This is a genomic window from Variovorax boronicumulans, assembly GCF_040544675.1.
Classification (GTDB): Bacteria; Pseudomonadota; Gammaproteobacteria; order Burkholderiales; family Burkholderiaceae_C; genus Variovorax; species Variovorax boronicumulans_D.
The window spans coordinates 500,896-519,832 of the sequence record NZ_JBEPKK010000001.1; the positions used below are offsets into that span (position 1 = coordinate 500,896).

General features: G+C 67.4%; 19 protein-coding genes and 1 riboswitch. Of the genes, 12 read left to right on the forward strand and 7 right to left on the reverse strand.

The genetic code is table 11. From position 1 onward, the window contains the following. The first annotated feature begins 1 nt into the window (after position 1). The 3 genes from ABIC90_RS02305 (at position 2) to ABIC90_RS02315 (ending at position 3,293) form a co-directional block, all read left to right on the forward strand. Positions 2–1,582, forward strand: coding sequence for a DUF1800 domain-containing protein (locus tag ABIC90_RS02305; protein ID WP_354352407.1), 1,581 nt, complete (start codon positions 2–4; stop codon positions 1,580–1,582). A 176-nt stretch (positions 1,583–1,758) separates the two neighbouring features. Then, positions 1,759–2,973 (forward strand): DUF1501 domain-containing protein, encoded by a 1,215-nt coding sequence (locus ABIC90_RS02310; RefSeq protein WP_354352408.1) that lies wholly within the window; start codon positions 1,759–1,761, stop codon positions 2,971–2,973. A gap of 149 nt (positions 2,974–3,122) precedes the next feature. Next, on the forward strand, positions 3,123–3,293 hold the full coding sequence (locus ABIC90_RS02315; protein WP_354352409.1) for a hypothetical protein: 171 nt from the start codon (positions 3,123–3,125) through the stop codon (positions 3,291–3,293). A gap of 13 nt (positions 3,294–3,306) precedes the next feature. Here the strand turns inward: ABIC90_RS02315 and ABIC90_RS02320 are convergent, their stop codons facing one another. From ABIC90_RS02320 to ABIC90_RS02330, 3 genes are read right to left on the reverse strand one after another with little or no spacing between them, the layout of a single operon-like run. Further along, entirely contained in the window at positions 3,307–4,644 is a 1,338-nt protein-coding gene (locus ABIC90_RS02320; RefSeq protein WP_354352410.1) for a hybrid sensor histidine kinase/response regulator, read from the reverse strand. Between the two features lie 14 nt (positions 4,645–4,658). Next, complete coding sequence (locus ABIC90_RS02325) at positions 4,659–6,140, reverse strand: RAD55 family ATPase (protein ID WP_354352411.1); 1,482 nt, start codon at positions 6,138–6,140, stop codon at positions 4,659–4,661. Beyond that, on the reverse strand, positions 6,133–6,591 hold the full coding sequence (locus ABIC90_RS02330) for a hypothetical protein (RefSeq protein ID WP_354352412.1): 459 nt from the start codon (positions 6,589–6,591) through the stop codon (positions 6,133–6,135). Before ABIC90_RS02330 ends, ABIC90_RS02325 begins: the two co-directional genes overlap by 8 nt. Positions 6,592–6,871: 280 nt before the next feature. Here ABIC90_RS02330 and ABIC90_RS02335 point away from each other — a divergent pair, with 280 nt between their 5' ends. Continuing rightward, positions 6,872–7,381, forward strand: a complete 510-nt coding sequence (locus ABIC90_RS02335) for a hypothetical protein (RefSeq protein ID WP_354352413.1) — start codon at positions 6,872–6,874, stop codon at positions 7,379–7,381. 15 nt (positions 7,382–7,396) lie between these two features. Here ABIC90_RS02335 and ABIC90_RS02340 read toward each other — a convergent pair whose 3' ends face one another. Further along, positions 7,397–8,374, reverse strand: coding sequence for a Bug family tripartite tricarboxylate transporter substrate binding protein (locus ABIC90_RS02340; protein WP_354352414.1), 978 nt, complete (start codon positions 8,372–8,374; stop codon positions 7,397–7,399). Between the two features lie 146 nt (positions 8,375–8,520). Between ABIC90_RS02340 and ABIC90_RS02345 the strand changes: the two genes are divergently transcribed. After that, positions 8,521–9,279, forward strand: coding sequence for a tRNA-uridine aminocarboxypropyltransferase (locus tag ABIC90_RS02345; protein ID WP_354352415.1), 759 nt, complete (start codon positions 8,521–8,523; stop codon positions 9,277–9,279). Here ABIC90_RS02345 and ABIC90_RS02350 read toward each other — a convergent pair. Next, positions 9,276–11,270, reverse strand: a complete 1,995-nt coding sequence (locus ABIC90_RS02350) for an ATP-binding protein (protein ID WP_436318166.1) — start codon at positions 11,268–11,270, stop codon at positions 9,276–9,278. The two genes, ABIC90_RS02345 and ABIC90_RS02350, sit on opposite strands and share 4 nt — an antisense overlap. A gap of 158 nt (positions 11,271–11,428) precedes the next feature. Then, positions 11,429–11,500, forward strand: a riboswitch (Fluoride riboswitch). Positions 11,501–11,588: 88 nt separating this feature from the next. On the opposite strand from ABIC90_RS02350, the gene ABIC90_RS02355 reads away from it, so the two are divergent. Together ABIC90_RS02355 and ABIC90_RS02360 are read left to right on the forward strand one after the other, a co-directional pair. Then, positions 11,589–12,914: a voltage-gated chloride channel family protein gene (locus ABIC90_RS02355; RefSeq protein ID WP_354352417.1), complete on the forward strand. Its 1,326-nt coding sequence runs from the start codon at positions 11,589–11,591 to the stop codon at positions 12,912–12,914. Continuing rightward, a complete protein-coding gene (locus ABIC90_RS02360) occupies positions 12,911–13,306 on the forward strand; it encodes a hypothetical protein (protein WP_354352418.1) in 396 nt (131 codons plus the stop codon). Before ABIC90_RS02355 ends, ABIC90_RS02360 begins: the two co-directional genes overlap by 4 nt. Positions 13,307–13,373: 67 nt before the next feature. Here the strand turns inward: ABIC90_RS02360 and ABIC90_RS02365 are convergent, their stop codons facing one another. Next, complete coding sequence (locus ABIC90_RS02365) at positions 13,374–14,057, reverse strand: class I SAM-dependent methyltransferase (RefSeq protein ID WP_354352419.1); 684 nt, start codon at positions 14,055–14,057, stop codon at positions 13,374–13,376. 77 nt (positions 14,058–14,134) lie between these two features. On the opposite strand from ABIC90_RS02365, the gene ABIC90_RS02370 reads away from it, so the two are divergent. Continuing rightward, on the forward strand, positions 14,135–14,776 hold the full coding sequence (locus ABIC90_RS02370) for a glutathione S-transferase family protein (protein WP_354352420.1): 642 nt from the start codon (positions 14,135–14,137) through the stop codon (positions 14,774–14,776). Between the two features lie 12 nt (positions 14,777–14,788). Here ABIC90_RS02370 and ABIC90_RS02375 read toward each other — a convergent pair whose 3' ends face one another. Next, positions 14,789–15,202, reverse strand: coding sequence for a GFA family protein (locus tag ABIC90_RS02375; RefSeq protein WP_354352421.1), 414 nt, complete (start codon positions 15,200–15,202; stop codon positions 14,789–14,791). Positions 15,203–15,424: 222 nt separating this feature from the next. Between ABIC90_RS02375 and ABIC90_RS02380 the strand changes: the two genes are divergently transcribed. The 4 genes from ABIC90_RS02380 to ABIC90_RS02395 all read left to right on the forward strand — a co-directional run bounded on the left by ABIC90_RS02380 (position 15,425) and on the right by ABIC90_RS02395 (position 18,931). Continuing rightward, positions 15,425–16,726, forward strand: a complete 1,302-nt coding sequence (locus ABIC90_RS02380) for a UDP-N-acetylglucosamine 1-carboxyvinyltransferase (protein WP_354352422.1) — start codon at positions 15,425–15,427, stop codon at positions 16,724–16,726. A 78-nt stretch (positions 16,727–16,804) separates the two neighbouring features. Then, positions 16,805–17,095 carry a DUF1330 domain-containing protein gene (locus tag ABIC90_RS02385; RefSeq protein WP_354352423.1) on the forward strand — a complete coding sequence of 97 codons (291 nt, stop codon included), beginning with the start codon at positions 16,805–16,807 and terminating at the stop codon, positions 17,093–17,095. A 102-nt stretch (positions 17,096–17,197) separates the two neighbouring features. Continuing rightward, positions 17,198–18,250 (forward strand): NAD(P)H-dependent flavin oxidoreductase, encoded by a 1,053-nt coding sequence (locus ABIC90_RS02390; RefSeq protein WP_354352424.1) that lies wholly within the window; start codon positions 17,198–17,200, stop codon positions 18,248–18,250. A gap of 9 nt (positions 18,251–18,259) precedes the next feature. Then, a complete protein-coding gene (locus tag ABIC90_RS02395; protein ID WP_354352425.1) occupies positions 18,260–18,931 on the forward strand; it encodes an alpha/beta hydrolase in 672 nt (223 codons plus the stop codon). The last annotated feature ends 6 nt before the right edge of the window (positions 18,932–18,937 follow it).

Here is an 18,937-nt window from a genome sequence, read left to right on the forward strand (position 1 = left end):
CATGTTGTCGCTGCGCCGCCGGGCGTCGATGGCGCTCGGCGCCTGCGCTCTGGCGCTGCTCGCGGCGGGTTGCGCGACCGCACCGGGGAGCGAGCGCGCCATGGTGTCGGTCTCGCTGCCTTCCTCCGCGCCGCTCGATGCAGCCACGCGCCTGCGCTGGCTCGACCGGGTGAGCTGGGGCGCCAACGCCAGCAGCGATGCACAGCTGGCGCAGCGCGGGCTGGCGCTGTGGATGCGCGATCAGCTCAACCCGCGCCCCGCGCCGTTGCCGGCCGCGGCGCAGGCGCAGATCGATGCAATGACCATCTCGCGCACGCCGGTCGACGAATTGGTGATGGCGCTCGAAGCCCAGCGTAAGGCCGCAGATGCACTGCCCGACGAAGAGCAGAAGAAAGCCGCGCGTCGGGCCTACCAGCAGGCGCTGGACCGGCTGGCCCGCGAGGCCCGGCAGCGCTTTGTGCTGCGCGCGCTCTATTCGCCCAACCAGCTGCAGGAGCAGATGACCTGGTTCTGGATGAACCACTTCAACGTGAACCTGCGCAAGGCCAATCTTCGCGCGCTCGTCGGCGACTACGAAGAGAACGCCATTCGTCCGCATGCGCTCGGCAAGTTCCGCGACCTGCTGGGCGCCACCTTGCAGCACCCCGCGATGCTGCGCTACCTGGACAACGCGCAGAACGCCGCCAACCGCATCAACGAGAACTACGCGCGCGAGCTGATGGAGCTTCACACGCTGGGCGTGGGCGGCGGCTACGCACAGGCCGATGTGCAGGAGCTGGCGCGCGTGCTCACCGGCGTGGGTGTGAGCCTTCAGCCGGCCGATGCGTTGCCCAACGTGCGGCCCGCGTTGCGCGGCGACTATGTGCGCAAGGGGCTGTTCGAGTTCAACCCGAACCGGCACGACTACGGCCCGAAGACGCTGCTGGGACAGCCGATCGAGGCACGCGGCCTGGCGGAAGCCGACGAGGCGCTCGACCGCCTGGCGCGTGCGCCGGCCACGGCGCGCTTTGTGTCGCGAAAGCTGGCCGTGTACTTCGTGGCCGACGAGCCGCCGCCCGCGCTGGTCGACCGCATGGCCGCGGCCTTTACGCACAGCGACGGCGACATCGCGATGACCTTGAAGGCGATGTTCGAGTCGCCCGAGTTCGCCGCGTCGCTGGGCCGGAAGTTCAGAGACCCGGTGCACTACGTGATGGCCGGCGTGCGGCTGGCCTACGACGGCCGCGTGGCGACCAACGTCGATCCGATGATCAACTGGATCAACCGCATGGGCGAGCCGCTGTACGGACACGAGACGCCCGACGGCTATCCGCTCAACGAGGCCGCATGGGCGAGCGCGGGGCAGATGAACACGCGGTTCGAAATTGCGCGCGCCATCGGGGCGAACGGGGCGGTGCTTTTTCGCACTGACGACCAGGCGCCGTTGGAGAAGCCTGCGTTGGCGCCGCTGGCTGAATCGGGCGCGGTGCGCGCGATGCAGGGCGGGCTCAGCCCCGAAACGCGCGAGGCGCTGACGCAGGCGAAGACGCCGCAGGAATGGAACACCTTTCTGCTGGCATCGCCGGAGCTGATGCGCCGTTGAGGCTGGGGGGATTTTCTCCCTCCCCTTCCGGGGGAGGGCAGGGGTGGGGGCAAGCGGCGCTCGATCAAGCGCTGCGATGAATGGAACGCCGCCGTGCCCCCATCCCAACCTTCCCCCGGAAGGGGAAGGAGCAAGGCAGAAGGCAGAAGACAGAAAGCACAAAGGACACACACGTCATGCAACGCAGAGAACTCTTGAAGCGCATCGCCGCCGCCGTCCCGCTCGCCGGCGCCGCGGGCCGGCTCATCGCAGCGCCTTCCGCCGAAGGCGCCAAGCTCCTCGTCGTGTTCCTGCGCGGTGCCTACGACTGCGCCAACCTGCTGGTGCCCACCGCCAGCGATTTCTACTACGCCGCGCGCCCCAACATCGCCATCGCGCGCCCCGGCGAGCCCAACGGCGCGTTGCCGCTGGACGGCAACTGGGGCCTGCACCCCGCGCTCGCGCAAAGCCTGATGCCGCTCTACCAGCGGAAGCAGGCCGCGTTCATCGCCTTTGCGGGCACTGACGACCTCACCCGCAGCCACTTCGAAACACAGGACAGCATCGAGCTCGGCCAGGCACTCGACAAGCGCCGCGACTACCGCTCGGGCTTTCTCAACCGCCTGGCCGGGGTGCTCGGCGGCGGGCCGGTGACCGACGTGTCGCCCATCGCCTTCACCGACCAGCTGCCGATTGCGCTGCGCGGCGACGCCAAGGCCGCCAACATGGCGCTCGCGGGCAATGCGCGCTCAGGCATCGATGCGCGGCAGAGCCAGATCATCGCGTCCATGTACCGCAACACGCCGCTCGCACAGCCGGTGGCCGAAGGCTTTCAGGTGCGGGACGAAGTCATGCGCGCGGTGCAGGCCGAGATGGACGCGGCCAGCCGCAATGCGATGACCGCCAAAGGCTTCGAGCTCGTCGCGCGCCGCATGGCGGTGCTGATGCGCGACCGTTTCGACCTGGGCTTCGTCGACGTCGGCGGTTGGGACACGCATGTGGGGCAGGGCGCCGCAAGCGGCTACCTCGCCAACCGTTTCGAGGAACTGGGCCGCGGCGTCGCCGGCTTCGCACAGGAGCTGGGCGACGACGCCTGGCGCCAGACCGTGGTGGTCGTCATCAGCGAGTTCGGCCGCACCTTCCGCGAGAACGGCAACCGCGGCACCGACCACGGCCACGGCACCGTCTATTGGGTGCTCGGCGGCGGACTCTCGGCCGAGGCCGGCGGGCGCGTCGTCGGCGAGCAGCAGGCGCTGACGCAGGCCACGCTGTTCCAGAACCGCGACTACCCGGTGCTCAATGAATACCGGGCGGTGTTCGGCGGGCTGTTCCAGCGCATGTATGGCTTGTCGCCGGCGCAGCTGGGGCGCGTGTTCGAGGGCGTGGCGCCGCGGGATTTGCGGTTGGTTTGAGCCGTGGCGGGCAGGCTCGCGTCGTCCGTTGCCGCATGTGCAACGACAGCACGCTTGCGCTGCGGAAGCGCGTGCCCGGCCCGCAATGCTGACCCGCACAAGGCGTCACGTCCCACGCTCGGCATGCAGCCAGCGGCCAGCATGAATGCATGACTGATCCACGCAATGTCGCGCACGACAAAAAAGTGCAGCAAGAAAAGAAACACAACGGCGAAGAGATCGCGCCTGGCGCCATCCATGCGCCGCAGCCCGGCCAGAAGCCTGCGCTGAAGCACGATGAAGCGGAGACTCCTGACGGCGACAGTTCGGGTTCGAACTGATCGCTCGGCCTGTCTAGAGCCCGTGTTCTTCGCCCTGCGTGGAATCGATCAACCGCAGCAACTGATAAAAATCCACCGGCTTCGCCACATGGTGGTTGAACCCGGCTGCGACTGACTGAACGCGATCCGAAGGGGCGTCGTAGCCGGTGAGTGCGATCAGTACCGGCTTTGGCGTGTCGTTTCGCTCGCGGATGCGCGAGGCCACCTGGTAGCCGTTCATTCCCGGCAGGCCGATGTCGCACAGCATCACCTGCGGCCGCTGCTGTTCGAACATTTCCAACGCCGCAGGGCCGTCGGCAGCCACCTCGACTTCATGGCCCGAGATGCGCAACAGCATCGCCAGAAGAAGCGCGGCGTCTGCGTTGTCATCGACCAGCAGGATGCGAATGGGTACGGCCGCCGGCACCGGGCGCAGCTCGACCACCGGGTCGACCACAGGCTCCTCGATACGGGGCAGTGTCACCACGAATTCGCTTCCCTCGCCGAGCCCTGCGCTGTGCGCCTGCACCGTTCCCCCGTGAAGTTCGACCATGCTCCGCACGATGGTCAGGCCAATACCCAAGCCGCCCTGGCTGCGATTGAGCAAGCGGTCTTCCTGGCGAAACAGGTCGAAGACGGTCGGCAAGGTGCCGGCGGAAATTCCGCTGCCGTTGTCGGCCACCCGGATCTCGACCTTGTTTTCCACCGGGCGCGTGCTCACGCGGATGGCGCCGCCTTCGGGCGTGTACTTTGCCGCGTTGTGCAGCAGGTTGCTGACGATCTGCGCCAGCCGTGTCGGATCGCCATCGACGTAGAGCGCATCCGGCGGCATGTCCAGCGTGAGCCGATGGCGCTGCGTGTCGATGATCCCGCGATTCGTTTCGACGGCCTGTTCCACGAAATCGTCGACCCGCGTGGGCCGGCGCTGCAGCGTGACCTTGCCGCTGGTGACGCGCGAGGCGTCCAGCAGGTCGTCGAGCAGGCGCGCCATGTGCTCCACCTGCCGCCCCACCACCTTGCGGATGACCGAGAGCGTCGGGTGCACCGCGTCCAGATGGTCCAGCAGCGCCACGGCGCTGCGAATCGGAGCCAGCGGGTTGCGCAGTTCGTGCGCCAGCATCGCCAGGAACTCATCCTGGCGTTGCTTGGCCAGCAGCGCGGCGTCCTTGAGTTCCTGCGCCTGCAGCGTGGCCATGACCAGGTGCTCATTGGCCTCGCGCAAGTTGCCGCTGCGTTCCTCAGCGTGCGACTGCGTCTGTTCGCGCGCGCCGAGTTGCTCTTCGCGCTCGCGAACGGCGTGCTCGCGCTTTGCGACCGCCTCTTCGCCATGAAGAGCCTTCTGGCCTTTGTCCCCTGGCGCGTCGGTGTTCATGGCGGGTGGCCGGTCTACGGACTTGCCGCCGTCGATCCCAGTCGGGGGTGGCCGGTGAGCAGTCCTTCCATTTCGGGCCTGGACTGCGCGATGGAGATGCCTTCATCGGTGATCTCGAACAGCCGCAGTTCGTGGCTGTGCGCGCTGTTTCGCAGCTTGACCACCGCCATCACGCGCTCGATCTTTCCCTGCAGTTCCACATAGCGCTGCACGATGATGGCGTCCGTGAGGAACGCCGCGCCGTAGGGGCTGAAACGAAGGTCGGTGTAGCGGTCTTCCAGCTCCGAGATCATCAGGACTGAGGCGCCCAGGCCCGTCAGCACGGCCACCATGCGATGGAGCGACTCGCGGAAGTCTTCGCGAAAGGTCGGCGCCAGCGCAAGCTCGAAGCCCGACAGCGAATCGATGACCACGCGCGTCGCGCCGGTGCGCTCGATCATTTCGGTCAGCGCGAACAAGGTTTCATCGATCGAAAGATCCAGCGAGCGCGTATCGACCACGCCGACATCGCCGTTGGCGATCAGCCGGTCCAGCAGGAACGCGCGTGAACGGCTGGGGCTTTTCTCGAAGGCGGCAATGGCGCCTTTTTCGCCCACCTGTGCCCCCGCGGCAAGGAATGCGGCTGCCAGCTGTGACTTGCCGGAGCCAGAAGGGCCGGCCACCAGCACCGAATAGCCCGCCGGCAAGCCGCCGCACATGAGTTCATCGAGCACCGGCACGCCCATCGAGAGGCGCGGTACAGGCGCGGTCTGGCCGCCGGACAAGTCCGCGGTCGCCGTCTCGGAAACCTGCGGAATGGTGCGCGGAAAGATATGCAGGCCGTCTCCGCTGATGCGAAAGGTGTGCAGCCCGGGAATGGTGGCGTGCCCCCGCATCTTGGCGACCTGGATCTTGCGCACCATCGAATTGCGGTCGATGCTTTGCGCCAGCCAGAAGATGCCGTCGGCAACCGTGAAGATGGGGTTCGAGTCGCTTTCGGGCGCCACGTACTCGCCGATCAGGAAGGTGGTGGCCTGCCAGGTGGTCAGGTGCATGGCCAGGCGCTGGATGAACTGCTGCAGGTCCATGCTGCCGTTGCCCGTGCCCTTGGTCGCCTGGACCACCGAACGAAACGAATCGACGATGACCAGGGCGGGATCGAAACGCTCGACTTCCTCGATGACGCGCGCCAGCACGCGGTCGAAGTCGCCGGTCATCACGTCGTCGGCCAGGTTGATGAAGCGGATGGAGTCGTTGACCTTGCTGGCGTCGAAGAAGCTGTACTGCTGCTGGTAGCGCAGCATCTTCAACGGCGGCTCGCCCAGCACGGTGAAGAACAGCGCGCGCCGGTCCGGCTTGGCGAGCGCGAACATGATCTGGTGCGCCAGCGTGGTTTTTCCCGACCCGGGGGCGCCGGCGATCAGGTTGAAGGAAAACTCCGCCAGCCCTCCGCAGAGCACTGCATCGAGCCCGGGCACGCCCGTCGGCAATCGTCGGATTTCAACTTTGTCATTCATCTCGCTTGCTTCCAGAAAGCTCATCGTCAGCGGGCCGGCCCCAGGCTGAGCGCAACAAGCGGTGTGTTAATTGCTCGCCGATCAGTGTGACCAGCAGATCGGCAAGGGTGCGTAGGAGGGCTACACCAGCTTGTCGCGCCTCGGTCGGCTCGCGCGAGGAAAGCTCGCCGTGCAGGATCGAAAAGAGTGCATCGGGCGCTTGCGTTGCCTGTGAAAGCCATTGAAAGGATGGGCGGGTCAAATGCATGCTGCGTACATAGAGCGCACTCGTGGCCTGGGATCCGATGAGCGAGGCGAGTTCGGTGTGGAGCAGACGCAAGGCATCCACGATTGCTTTTGCGATCTCGTTCGAAGTCGCCAGTTCGCCAGCAGTTTCAGCGAGTGCGTGATCGATTATTTGCTCTCGCATGACGCTTGCGGCGTTGGACGGCTGCGAGTTGGGGTTAGGCATTACCCTTCCCAGCCGCAGAGGATTGAGGTGCGAGGCGCATGCGGGGGAGCATACCTTGCGCACTGTTGCCGCAGTGGCGAGTTCGTGTGGCGATGACCGTACGTACGACGGGCTGATACAGGGTAGAAGCGTGTACCGGGACGAGGGGCGCCTACCCGCCCGATGCGGCTCCGTCCGTGGGGCTTTCGGGATGGATTCCGAGGTGGCACATGGTGCGCGCCTACAGAGGTGCCTGGGGTCGGCTAATACAAATGCCTGCATACCCACCAGGAATGCAGCCATGAGCCCGGATCAGACCACCAGCACTTTCGACCCTCGGGGGCCGCGCGTTGCCGCGTCGCTCGAAGCATCTAGCGCGGCGTCAGCCGAACACGACGGCAAGCGCTATTGGGCGCCGTGCCTGGCCGTCGCGCTGGTGGCGGTGTCGTTGTTCTATGTGAGCTTGCAGGACCTGGTGCGCGAGAGCGCGGCGCGCGCGCCGACCTTGCCGCCGGCCATCATGCCCGCGTATGTCGAGCCAGCCAGGCTGGCTGGCGGCGGTGCGGTGCCGGACGCCGGGGCACAGCCAGCGGTCAGTCCGGCGCAGCGCATGGTGGCGCTCACGACTTTCGAGCCATCGGCAAGCGTTGCCGAGGCGCCGCCTGCCAAGGCGGTACCTGCGGTCGTCGAGGTGCACAAGTGCCTCTCGCCTGAGGGGGCGGCTGCGTACACCGACGGGCCTTGTCCCGACGGTGCAAGCACGAGCACCTTGCGCCTGCCGCAAAACGTGAAGGTGGCCGGGCGCCTCTGAGCGTCGGTGTGTCAGCTACTGCGGCACCAACCCGGCCGCTTTCACCAGGTCGGCATGAAGGCGAATCTCTTGCGCGATGACCTGCGCCAGCGGCATCGCATCTTCCGTCGCCGGCTCCATTCCCGCCTCCAGCAGTCGGGCCTTGGCGGCGCCGCGCAGCAGCGTCTTCACCGACCTGTCGAGCTTGTCGAGCACGGCCTGCGGCGTCCGGGCCGGCGCCAGCAGGCCGATCCACGCCGACAGCACCACGTTGTCGATGCCGCCTTCGCGCAGCGTCGGAATGTCGGGCGCCGACACGGCGCGCTTGTCGCTCAGCACGCCCACCGCATGCAGCTTGCCGCCCTTGAGGTGCGGCAGTGCTTCGGGGAGCGGCGCGAAGACCATATCGACCTGCCCGCCGATGAGGTCGGTGATGGCCGGCGCGCCGCCCTTGTAGGGAACGTGCAGCAGCTTTGCGCCGGTCCTGCTCTCGAAGAGCAGGCCTACCAGGTGCTGCGGGCTGCCGTCGCCCGACGAGGCGTAGGTGAGCATGCCGGGGGCGGCCCTGGCGGCCGCGAGCACCTTGGCCGCGGTGGCGAAGCGCGCCTTGTCGCGCACCACCAGCACCATCGCCTGGTTGACCAGCTTGGTCACGGGGGCGAAGTCGGTTTCGGGGTTGTAGGGCAGCGTCTTGAAGATGCTCTTGTTCGTCGTGAGGAAGGAGGCGGGCGACACCATCAGCGTGTAGCCGTCCGGCGCCGCGCGCGCCACCAGCGGCACGCCGATCTGGCCCGAGGCGCCCGCCCTGTTGTCGACCACGAAGGGCTGGCCGAGGTCGGCCGACAACTGCTGGCTGACCAGCCGCGCCACCATGTCCACGCTGCCGCCGGCCGGCAGGGCGACGACGACCTTGACAGGGCGGCTGGGGTAGGCGTCTTGCGCCGAGGCGGGCGCTGACAGAAGCAAGCCGCACAAAGCGGCCAGCGGCAGGAAGAGGGAGCGGGTGGTAGGCATGCGGGTGGACACTGCAGTTTCCGTGCCGTGACCGAAATCGGCCTTCCTGCCTTCCTGTTGCGCACGCGGATGGACAACGAGCGCGCTGTTTTCCTGTCAAGACTCTTCCCCTGCGTGCAAAACCCGCCACCCCTCAGAATCCCCGCATGCCCCACGCCGTCTCCCTCCTTCGCGCCGCCCGCCTGACGCGGAGTGCCAAGCCCTTTCTCGCGCGCGGCGGTTTCAAGCAGGAGCGCTGCGCAGGCTGCCGGCTGTTGCCCAGCCATTGCATGTGCGCCCTGCGCCCGTCGGTGCCCACGCGCGTCGGGGTGTGCCTGCTCATGGCCGACATCGAACCGCTCAAGCCGAGCAACACCGGCTGGCTGGTCGCCGATGTGGTGGCGGACACCTTCGCTTTCGGCTGGGCGCGCACCGAAACCGACCCGGCGCTGCTGGCTTTGCTTCGCGATCCGCAGTGGCAGCCGTATGTGGTGTTTCCGGGGCAGTACGCGGCGCCCGAGCGGGTGGTGCACAGCGTTGCGCCCAGTCAACCATCGGATAAACACAAGCGCCCGCTCTTCATCCTGCTGGACGGCACCTGGGCCGAGGCCCGCAAGATGTTCAGCCGCAGCCCGTATCTGGCGGCGCTGCCGGTGCTGAGCCTGGAGCCCGAGCAGATCTCCCAGTACAAATTGCGCCGCTCGCGCCGCGAAGACCACTTCTGCACCAGCGAGGTGGCGGCACTGTGCATGCAACTGGCCGGCGAAGAGCTCGCGGGGCAGACGCTGGAGGCTTACCTGGCGGTGTTCACCCACCACTACCTGCGCGCGAAGCACCAGCAACCCGTCGAGTGGGACGGAGACGCGCATCGGCGCCTGCGCGAGCTGACCGGGGTGGCCGTGCAACCGCCGCCGCTGTCGCTTTAAGCCTTGACCAGCGCCGCCGCCTTGTCGACGTCGATGCCGCGCTGAATCGGCAGCCACAGCGTGAACCGGGTGCCCCCTTTGCCCGATTGCCAGCTCGCCGTGCCGCCGATGGCCTCCGCGCGCCGCTGCTGGTTGCGCAGGCCCCGGCCGCTGCGGCGCAGGGCCTCTTCCACGTCGAAGCCCGTGCCGTTGTCCTCGATCACCACGCGCACGCCTTCGCCCGCCATCGCGGTGCGAAAGCTGATGGTGGTGGCCTTGGTGTGGCGCAGCACGTTGGCCACGCACTCCTGCATGATCCGCAGGATGTGCAGCGCACTGCCCGGGTCCAGCCAGGGCAGGGCGGGCACGGGCTGCACTTCCCAGCGCAGCGAAAGGCCGGCGCTCTCGATGCGCGGCGCCAGCCGGAAGCGCAGGGTCGCCAGGAGCAGCAGCAGGTCGGCGTCCACGCTTTCCATGGAGTCGATGGCCAGCTTCAGGTCGTCCATGCAGCCCTTGAGCACGCCGGAGATTTCGGCGTCGCTCATGGCACCTTGCTCCACCGAACGGATCGCGCTGATCAGCGAGGAGCCCAAGCCGTCGTGCATGTCCTGCATCAGCCGCTTGCGCTCGGCGCTGAGCATCCGCTCGTTCTCCACCGCGCGCAGCCGCTGGTAGCTTTGCTCCAGCTCGGCCTCGCGCGCCTGCAGGCGTTGCGCCAGGCCCTTGTTCAGCCGGGCCACTTCGGCGAAGGCGCCGGTGTACCGCTGGAACATGATGTACGAGAAGATGAAGAACAAACTGATGATGGCGTAAGGCGAGGTGTACACGCTCTCCGGGCTCACCAGGTTGTTCTGCAGCAGGCTGTCGTACGAGGTGACCGCCACGGTGAACACCGCCCAGCCCGCCACCAGGCGCCCCTCGGGCAGCTTGGCGCGCAAGGCCTTGCGCAGGTTCACGGTGAAGATCAGCACCGCGACCGGCAGCACCATCAGGTTGAGCAGCGGCGTGACCAGGTAGAGGCTGGCGACGGCCTTGGTCGCATGCGGCAGCGTGACGACGCTGCAGGCCACGGCCAGCGTGACCGCGGTGCGGGTGAGCCAGCGCGAGGGCTGTTGGTGCAGGCGCTCCAGAAACAGGTGGATGGCGATGATCAGCCAGAGCATGGAGGCCACGGTCATCCACTCGAACCACTCGTCGGACATGGGCAGGTAGTCGCCGCTCACGTAGTAGTGAAGCATGCGCATGAAGGCCAGCGTCGAGATCGCGAAGAACAGCATGTAGAGCGGCTCGCGCCGCTTGCCCAGCCACACGGCGAGCGCGAACGCACCCACCGCCAGGAACGCGGCGCTGCCCATGAACGGCAGTTGCACCTGCAGCAGTTCGCGCACCTGGTAGCGCCAGTTGAGCGACGCCAGCTCGCCCACCCACACGGTCGAGAAGCCGCTGCCGCTGCTGCGCAAGCGGTTCACGCGGATCAGCACCGTCCTGGGCACGGGCGCGTTCGCCGCTGAATTCAAGGGCAGCAGCAGCGGGTGGTTGTAGCCGTTGTGAACGGGGCTGCCCTGCGACTGGTAGAGCAGGGCGCCGTCGCCGTACACCGCGATGTGGCCCAGCGTCTTCCAGCGCGGGAGGTAGAGTACCAGCGGCCTGGCCGAGGGCGGCTGCATGGCGGCCAGGTCGAGGCGGTACCAGTCGGTGACGGTCTGCTTGCCGCCCGACGACGTTGGCACCAGTTCGCGGCCGGCCGTGTGCGGGAGGGCGATGGTTCGCCAACCGTCGGCAGGGAGGGCTGCGTCTTCGATGCGCCGCGTCGGGGCGGAATACCCGATGCCGGGGATGGAGAGCAGCTCGGCCTGCGTGAAGTGGACTGCGCCCTCGGGCGGCTGCTGTTGCGCGGCGTTTGCAGATTCGGGCTCGCTGGCCTGTGCGCAAGGCAGAACAGCCAAGGCCACGGCCAGAGGCAAGGCCTGCCGGAACCGGGCCAGCCATTGGACGAGTCGCCGGCAACCCATGTCGCTCGGCTTCATGCTTGGGCCAAGGGCAACAGGGGGCGGTTTCATCGGGACACAATTATGTCCTCGACCGCCTTTGGCCTGCAGCCCTGGCGCATCCATCGGTCATTCCGGACAAAACCCGGCAATTTACTTTGCCGCGGGCGGCGGCTAACATCGGCGCCCCTGGAGATGGCATTCCTCCATGAACCGCCGCGGCATCGCCCGCAGCTGATGATGCCTACAGACACCTGATCACATCGCAGGGCTGTAGGCGTTCGCGTTTCGCGCACATTGCCCCGCTGGTCGATCAGGCCCTTGTTTTCCAACCTGATCTTCATGACCCGCTTTCGCCGCCCCGAACAACTGGAGCTCCTGCCTTACATCGGCAAGTGGCTCGTCATCGCCAGCGTCGTCGCCTTCCTGGCCGGCTCCGCCTCCGCCTTCTTTCTTTTTGCCCTCGACGGGGCCACCCGCTGGCGCGAATCGCATCGCGAGGTGATCTGGCTGCTGCCGCTCGCGGGCTTTGCGGTGGGGTGGATCTACTACCGCCTGGGCAAGCCGGTGGACGCGGGCAACAACCTGCTGATCGACGAGATCCACGATCCGAAGAAGGTCGTGCCGCTGCGGATGGTGCCCCTGGTGCTGGGCGGCACGGTGATCTCGCATCTCTTCGGCGCCTCCGTGGGCCGCGAAGGCACGGCCGTGCAGATGGGGGGCGCGCTGGCGGACCAGCTCACGCACCTGTTTCGCCTGAAGCAGGAAGACCGGCGCATCCTGCTCATGGCCGGAATCAGCGCGGGTTTTGCTTCGGTGTTCGGCACGCCGCTCGCCGGCGCCATCTTCGGGCTGGAGGTGCTGGCCATCGGCCGCATGCGCTACGACGCGTTGTTCCCTTGCATGGTGGCCGCCATCGTGGCCGACCAGGTCGGGCTCGCGTGGGGTGTGCATCACACCCACTACGTCGTCAGCGAAGTGGCACCTGTCGCCTTCTGGAGCGTGGTCGCGGTCGTTGCGGCCGGCATCGTGTTCGGGCTGGCCGGCCTGGTGTTTGCAACGGCGACGCATCGGCTCGGTGCGTTGATGAAGCGGTTTGTCGCCTACCCGCCCTTGCGGCCGCTGCTGGGCGGCATCGTCGTTGCAAGCGCCGTGTGGGCCGTCGACGGCTACCGCTACATCGGGCTGGGCATTCCGACGATCGTGCAGTCCTTCCAGGTGCCCGTGGCGCCATGGGACTTCCTGGGCAAGATGGCCTTCACCGTGGTGTCGCTGGGCACGGGCTTCAAGGGCGGCGAGGTCACGCCGCTTTTCTACATCGGTGCCACCCTGGGCAATGCCATGGCGCCGCTGCTGCACCTGCCGTTCTCGATGCTGGCCGCCATCGGCTTCGTCGCCGTGTTCGCCGGAGCGGCCAACACGCCGGTCGCCACCATCGTCATGGCCGTGGAACTGTTCGGGCCGGCCATCGGGCCGCTCGCCGCCATTGCCTGCATCGCGAGCTACCTGGTCTCGGGCCACACCGGCATCTATCACGCGCAGCGCGTCGGACACAGCAAACACCGCCAGTCCTTGCCCGAAGACTTGCGGATCGCCGACATCGCCCAGTTCCGCCGCAAGCAGACGCAAGAGAAGAAGGACGCCGTCTCGGGGGAGAAGAAGCAATGACGACGCAGCCCCAAAGCCGCACGCACGCGCTGACCGCGCTGCGCCTGTACTTTCCCGCCAACAGCCGCGCCAGGCCCACGCGTTTCTGGCACCGGCTGAGCGCGCCGGCGCTCGCGCAGCACCTGCTGGCGGTGGCCCGGCGCGCGGGCATTCAGCAAGCGCTGCTGTACCAGATCGGCTCGGGCTACCTGCCGGGCGAGCGGCTGTCGCACCACCACCTCGAGGGGCATGCCCTGCGGCATCCGCAGTGCCTGGAACTGCTCGACTCCGAAGCGCGGCTTCGGGCTTTCATGCAGGAGCACGCGGAAGAGCTGCGCAAGGTGCGGGCCGTATTGTTTGCGTGCGAACTGCCGATGAGCGCCGGCGAGCCGGGCTCGTCAGCCGGCACTTGAACCATGTTGAGCATCATCGCTGCCATCGGTGTGGGCGCTGCCAACGTGGCCGGCGTGTTGACCTGGCTCAAGCCTCTGCAACCCAGCCCCTGAACGCCATGCCCGCATAGAACACGCGGACGTTCGTGAAGCCCGCTTCCTCGAGCAGTTCTTCTTCTCGCTGCGGGCTGAGCAAGGGCAGCGTGGACCCGATGGCGGATGCCGCCTTGCGCGCGTTTTCCGGAGCTACGCCTGAAGCGACTGCGAACGCGACATAGCGCGAGAGCCAAACATCACGCTCCTCGGGTGCCTGAGGAAAACTCAGATGCGCCATGACGAACGGCGCACCGGGTTTCAGCCGGCGGCGGATTTCCGCGAGCGTCGATCTTCTTTCGTCGATCGCCACGAAGTGCATCGTCAGGAGGCATGTGGCGGCATCGAACGGGCCGGTGGGTGCTGTATCGGTATAGCCGTGGTGCAGCTGGACGCGCTCGCCGAGCGGCCCCAGCGTTGCCGCCGCCAGGTCGAGCATCGGTTGCGATGGATCGATACCGACGAAGCGCCATTGCGGATGCGCTTGCGCCAGCGCCTTCAGTTCCATCCCGCCGCCGGCGCCGATGACCAGCACCTTCGCCGACTCGGGCGCGCGCTCGGCGACCAGCAGCGCCGCCATCGTCTGCATGTCGTGCAAACCTGGCACGAGGCGGGCCGTTTTCTCGGCGTAGTCGGTGATGGCGGAAGAGTCGCTGAAGGGGGCGTTGGGTTCGGACATGGGAACAGTCTAGGGTCTGGCCAGGCGCTTTGCAGGCCTAGACTGAAGGCGTTTCAACCACCCAGCCGCGACCCCCCATGCTCAAGATCCACCATCTCGGCCACTCCCAGTCCGAACGCATCGTCTGGCTCTGCGAAGAGCTGGGCCTTCCGTATGAACTGCAGCACCACACGCGCGATGCCGTCACGCGGCTGTCGCCGCCCGAACTCAAGGCGCTGCATCCGCTGGGCGCCGCGCCGCTGGTCGAAGACGGCGACCAGCTGCTGGCCGAGTCGGCCGCCATCGTCGAATACATCATCGTGAAGCACGGCGGCGGCCGCCTCAAGCCCGGCCCGGAACATCCGGACTACGCGGCGTTCCTGTACTGGGTCCATTTTTCGAACGGCAACCTGCAGCCGGTGATCGGGCGACTGATGTTCCTGAACCGCCTCGCGCTGCCCGCGGACCATCCGGTCAAGGCTGCGCTGCAGGGGCGACTCGACAAGGTGATGGCGCTGGTGGAAACACGGCTCGGCGAGGTGCCGTATCTTGCGGGCGGCGAGTTCACGGCGGCCGACATCATGAGCGTGTTCTCGCTCACGACGATGCGGCTCTTTCAGCCGATCGACCTTGCGCCCTTTCCGAACATCCGCGCCTATCTGCGGCGCATCGGAGAGCGGCCTGCCTACGGTCGCGCAATGGCGAAGGGCGATCCGGATCTGGTGCCGATGTTGAGCTGAGTTGAGGGGCCGTCACATCGGCGGCATCTTCTCGAACTTCGGCAACGCCGTGTCCAGTGCATCCCACGCGTGACCGCGCACGGTGTACGTGACCGCCTGCGGCCGGTAGCGGCCCGGATCGTCCAGGCTTGCCGCATGCACCGTGAAGATGTCGGGCATGGCCGCAAAGCTCAGGTACACGGGCGAGCCGCAGGCCGGGCAGAAGGCGCGTGTCTTGACGTTGCCGCTGTCGGCGACCATGTCCCAGAGCGCGGCCTTGCCGGTTTGCTTCACGCCGCCGCGTGCGAATGTGAGGTACGAGCCGTGGCCGGTGCCGCTGGCTTGCTGGCAGTCGAGGCACTGGCAGTCGTTCTGGAAGACGGGCTCGGCAGAAATCTCGTAGCGGATGGCGCCGCATGCGCAGCCGCCGGTGTAGGAGTGGGTCATTCCGATGTGTCCTCTGGCGTTGATCGATGACCCAATGTAGTGAGCCCAGGCTCCGACGCGGGAGTAACAACTTCGTCGTGAATCGCGGCGGATGAGCCAGCCCTCGGTCCGCGTCGAGGCTTGTTGCAACTCCCGGCCGGCAGCGCCATTCGCAGGCGGTAAAGTGCCTGCGTCCGGTCGCGGATGTTCCGCGACGCCCTTCACGCGTTCCAACGTTTTTCCATGTCCAACCTCATCGTGCACGGCGGCACGCCGCTTCGCGGCCGCATCACCCCCTCCGCCAACAAGAACGCCGTGCTGCCGGTGCTCTGCGCCACCTTGCTCACCAACGAGCCGCTGCGGCTGCTCGGCGTGCCCGACATCACCGACGTGCGCAAGATCCTCGACATCTTCCGCACGCTCGGCAGCGAGGTGCAGATGGACCACGCCACCGGCACGCTCGAGCTGCACCACCGCGAAACCGCGTTCGATGCCGCGCTGCACCGCCTGCCCGAGGAGATGCGCTCGTCGATCATGCTGGTGCCGCCGCTGCTCGCGCGCTTCGGCGTGGCGCGGCTGGAAGACAACGTCAAGGGCTGCACGCTGGGCGTGCGCGAGATCGATCCGCACGTCGAAGTGTTCCAGCGCTTCGGCGGCGTGGTGGAACGCACCGAGGGCTCGTTGCTGGTGCGCAGCGCCGGCCGCCTGACACCCACGGACCACTGGCTCGACTACGCCTCGGTCACCACCACCGAAAACTTCGTGCTGTGCGCCGCCGCCGCGGACGGTATCTCGACGCTCACCAACGCCGCGTCGGAGCCGCATGTGCAGGAGTTCTGCCGCTTCATGGCGATGATCGGCGTTCGCATCGACGGCATCGGCACCTCGCGCGTGACGGTGCACGGCGGCAGGGCGATGACGGGCGGAGAGTTTCGCTTCGACGAAGACTTTCACGAGATCACCACCTTTCTGGCGCTGGGCGCGATCACCGGCGGCGACGTCATCGTGCGCAACACGGCGCCGGCGAACTTTCCGCTGATCGACCGCACCTTCGCCAAGTTCGGCGTGCGCATCGAGCATGCGGAGGGCTGGTCGCGCGCCATCCGCACCGGTCCGCTGAAGGTGCAGACGCCGTTCACGAGCAACGTGCTCACCAAGGTCGAGGCGGCGCCGTGGCCCTACTTTCCGGTGGACCTGCTGCCCATCTTCATTGCGCTGGGCGTGCGCGCCGAGGGCAATGCGATGTTCTGGAACAAGGTGTACGACGGCGCGCTGGGGTGGACCGGCGAGCTCTCCAAGTTCGGCGCGCATGTGTTCTCTTCAGACCCGCACCGCCTGATCACCTTCGGCGGCAATCCGCTGACGCCTGCGGTGGTCGAGAGCCCGTACATCATTCGCGTGGCGATCGCGCTCTTCATGGTGGCGGCGAGCATCGAAGGCCGCTCGGAGATTCGCAACGCGACGCCCATTCGCAGGGCGCATCCGCGCTTTGTGGAGAACCTGCGGAGTCTGGGCGTGCGGGTGGAGTGGACGAGCGAGGAGTGAGTGGGTGCCCGAAGGGCGCCGTCGGCAGACCGAAGCCGTATTTGTTTTTTCCCCAACCGAAGAAAGAGAGAAATCACCATGGCAAAAGCCTATTGGGTCAGTGCATACCGTGCCGTCAAGGACGCCGACAAACTCGCGGCCTACGCCAAGCTGGCCGGCCCCGCCATCACCGCCGGCGGCGGGCGCTTTCTTGCGCGCGGCCTGCCCGCCAAGGTTTATGAACACGGCCTGGCAGAACGCACCGTGTTGATCGAGTTCGACAGCGTCGAGCAGGCAATCGCCGTCCACGACAGCGCCGACTACCAGGCTGCGCTCGAGGCGCTGGGCGACGGTGCCGAACGGGACCTGCGGATCATCGAAGGGGTTTGAGACGCGTCGGGGTCGGGCGCTCGGCGCGATGACCCCGCCACCCCCGCGCCCTTCGCCTCGGCGGGACAATGCCCGGCATCCCGACATCACAGGACCCTTCAAATGACCACGCTGCAGCAGCTCCTCGGCACCGAACTTCCTCTCATCCAGGCGCCGATGGCGGGCGTGCAGGGCAGCGCGATGGTGGTCGCGGTCAGCAACGCAGGCGCGCTCGGATCGCTGCCTTGCGCGATGCTGAGCCCCGAGGTCATGCGCAGCGAGCTTGCCGCCATCCGCGCCGGCACAAGCAAGCCCTACAACGTCAACTTCTTCTGCCACACGCCGCCCGAGGCCAGTGCCGAACGCGAAGCCACGTGGCGCGCCGCGCTGGCGCCGTACTACGCCGAGTACGGCATCGACGCGGCGAGCATCCCCGCCGGCGCGGGGCGCAATCCGTTCAGCGCCGATGCGGCGAACCTGCTGGCCGAGTTCGGCCCGCCGGTGGTGAGTTTTCATTTCGGGCTGCCGTCCGAGGCCTTGCTCGCGCAGGTGCACGGCTGGGGCGCGAAGGTGCTGGCCTCGGCCACGACGGTCGACGAGGCCTTGTGGCTCGAGGCGCGCGGCGTCGATGCGGTCATTGCGCAGGGACTGGAAGCAGGCGGCCATCGCGGCCACTTTCTCTCGCACGATCTGACGAAGCAGCTGGGCACTTTCGCGTTGCTGCCGCAGCTGGTGCGCGCGGTGAAGGTGCCGGTGATTGCGGCCGGCGGCATCGCGGATGCGAACGGCGTGGCCGCGGCCATGGCGCTGGGTGCGGCGGGCGTGCAGGTGGGCACCGCCTACATGCTCACGCCCGAAGCCACGACGAGTGCGCTCCACCGCGCGGCGCTCAAGAGCGATGCGGCACGGCACACCGCGCTCACCAATGTCTTCACCGGCCGGCCGGCGCGCGGCATCGTCAACCGCGTGATGCGCGAGCTGGGGCCCATCGGTACAGCGGCGCCCGAATTTCCGCTCGCCACCTCGGGCATCGCGCCGCTGCGCGCCAAGGCCGAGGCGCAGGGCAGCGGCGATTTTTCTCCGCTGTGGTCCGGGCAGAACGCCACCGGCTGCCGCGAGCTGCCGGCGGCCGACGTGACGCGCATGCTGGCCCAAGGTTTTCACGCATCCCTCTGAACCACTTCAATGACCCAGCTTCACCTGCCCCTCAAGTTTCTCGAACACAGCGCACAGGCCAAGGTGCGCGAGCCCTGGCTGCTGGTGCTGATGCACGGCGTCGGCAGCAACGAGCAGGACCTGTTCGGCCTGGCGCGGATGATGCCGCCGCAGTTTCATGTGCTGAGCCTGCGCGCGCCTTATGTGCTGTCGCCCGATTCGTATGCGTGGTTCGAGTTCGGCGTGCTGCCCAACGGTGAGCGTCGCATCGACGAGGAGCAGGAGCGCGAGAGCCGCTTCCTGGTCGGCGAGATGATCGACTCGGCCGCGCAGCAACTGGGCGTGCCGCCCGAGCGCATCGTGGTGGGCGGTTTCAGCCAGGGTGGGATCATGGCGCTGTCGCTGCTGCTGACGCAGCCTGCAAAGCTGCGCGCTGCGATGGTGTGGCACAGCCGGCTGTTGCCGCAGGTGCTGCCGCACATCGCGCCGCCCGAGGCCTTTGAGGGCAAGGCGCTGTGGGTGAGCCACGGCAGCGCCGACAACGTGATCCCGCCGAGCGCCGCGCAAACCACACGCGAACTGGCGCGCACGCTGCCGCTCGCGCTGTCGGGTTCGGACTTTCCGGGGGCGCACGAACTGCGGCCGGCCGAGCTGCAGGGCACGCTGGCGTGGCTGCAGTCGCTGAGCGCGGCTGCGGGCTGAGCGGCG